Source organism: Roseivirga echinicomitans, from assembly GCF_001592935.1.
GTDB classification, from domain to species: Bacteria; Bacteroidota; Bacteroidia; order Cytophagales; family Cyclobacteriaceae; genus Roseivirga; species Roseivirga echinicomitans.
In genome coordinates this window covers 1-1355 of sequence record NZ_LRDB01000043.1, presented here as the reverse complement: position 1 = coordinate 1355, position 1355 = coordinate 1, and the positions used below count along the sequence as shown (strand labels likewise).

1 protein-coding gene is annotated in these 1355 nt (G+C 37.9%); it reads right to left on the bottom strand.

Features of this window, described 5'->3' with window-relative positions; all coding sequences use genetic code 11:
- Positions 1–22: 22 nt before the first annotated feature.
- Positions 23–1355: cytochrome c-type biogenesis CcmF C-terminal domain-containing protein (locus AWN68_RS13375; RefSeq protein ID WP_317038924.1), on the bottom strand; the 1333-nt coding region annotated here is incomplete at its 5' end.

Below are 1355 nucleotides of genomic sequence, written 5' to 3'. Positions count from 1 at the left end.
CGTATCAGCCATTTCAACGGTTTTACTCAATCCCCTTGTCTCTCATTTGCATGAACTCAATATAGCGTCTTCTAATGGCTATAATGAAGCCTGCAATCATCACCAAAGTACCTATCCACAGTATATTGATGTGTGGTTTTTCAAGGGCTTTCATAATAATGAAATCCTTTTGCGTGGTGGTTAAGCCTAGGGTTACAGAACCCGTATCAGGGTTAATACTCTCTACTGAAATTTTGGAAGCAATCTCCTTAATTACATCAGGCTGTTTTCCAACTTGTCCATTTTGAATAATGAAAACTGGTTGAGCCAAATACTTAATATTGTCTTCAGCATAAACAGTAATGTTGGCCCTTACGGCAACATCGTCCGGCCCAAGGTCTACAAAACTCATGCGGTCAAGTTTTTCCAAACCATTGAAGTCGGCTACGTAGTCGTTCACGAAAAAGCGCTCTCCTACTTTTACCTCGATATCTACTTTTTCACTCCATTCAATATCTTCTTCGGAGTACGGTTTAACTGAAACGAAAGAATAGATATCTCTGCTCCAAAGTTTTTTAATATCAGGAGAAATTACATCACCCATTTGAGGGTTGACTTGAATTCTAGGGTATAGTGTAAACTCTTTTCCTGTTTCTAAGTCCTTATAATCTGTTTGATAATAGAAGTTCTCTGGACTTTGAACATAAACCGTATCACCAGCTTGGGCATAGGTTTCACCATCAATAACAACAGTTTGTTTGATGACCTTATAGTAAGGGTCTTCTGTATTGTTGAGATTAGATTTCTTAACATAACCAGGAATGTCATTTACCTTCATGAGCTCATTTCGATAAGTAATTTCATACTTATCCATAAAGCTTGGCTCATTTAAGAAAAGAGGGATATTAGTTTGGTTTTGGTCATCCGTCCATTCTTTGCTTATGATAAGTGTGTTTCGAGAAATAGCTTCAGAATAACCTTCTGAAAACATAATCCCGATCAACATCATAGCGATACCAATATGGGCTACAGAACCTCCAACCAATTTAAAACTCTTGCTTTTTAATAATGATAAGAGAATTTTTGAGTTGGCCACAATTGAATACATTCCGGCAACGAGTACGAGAATATATACTGGGTCATAAATTTTCGCTACAACGAAGATGATCGCGCTCAATAATAGTGAAATCACAATAGGGAAAGTGAGCGAAGCAATGAGTTTTTGCTTATCCATTTTCTTCCAAAAGAAGAATTGGCCAGTTCCACTGAGTAGGGCAACAGCAATGGCAAACCACACTTGACTATTGGAGTAGAATTCAATTTGATTGGCTGGTTGAGCAAGGGTAGAAATTCCGCCAAAGAATTCTATGACCGCA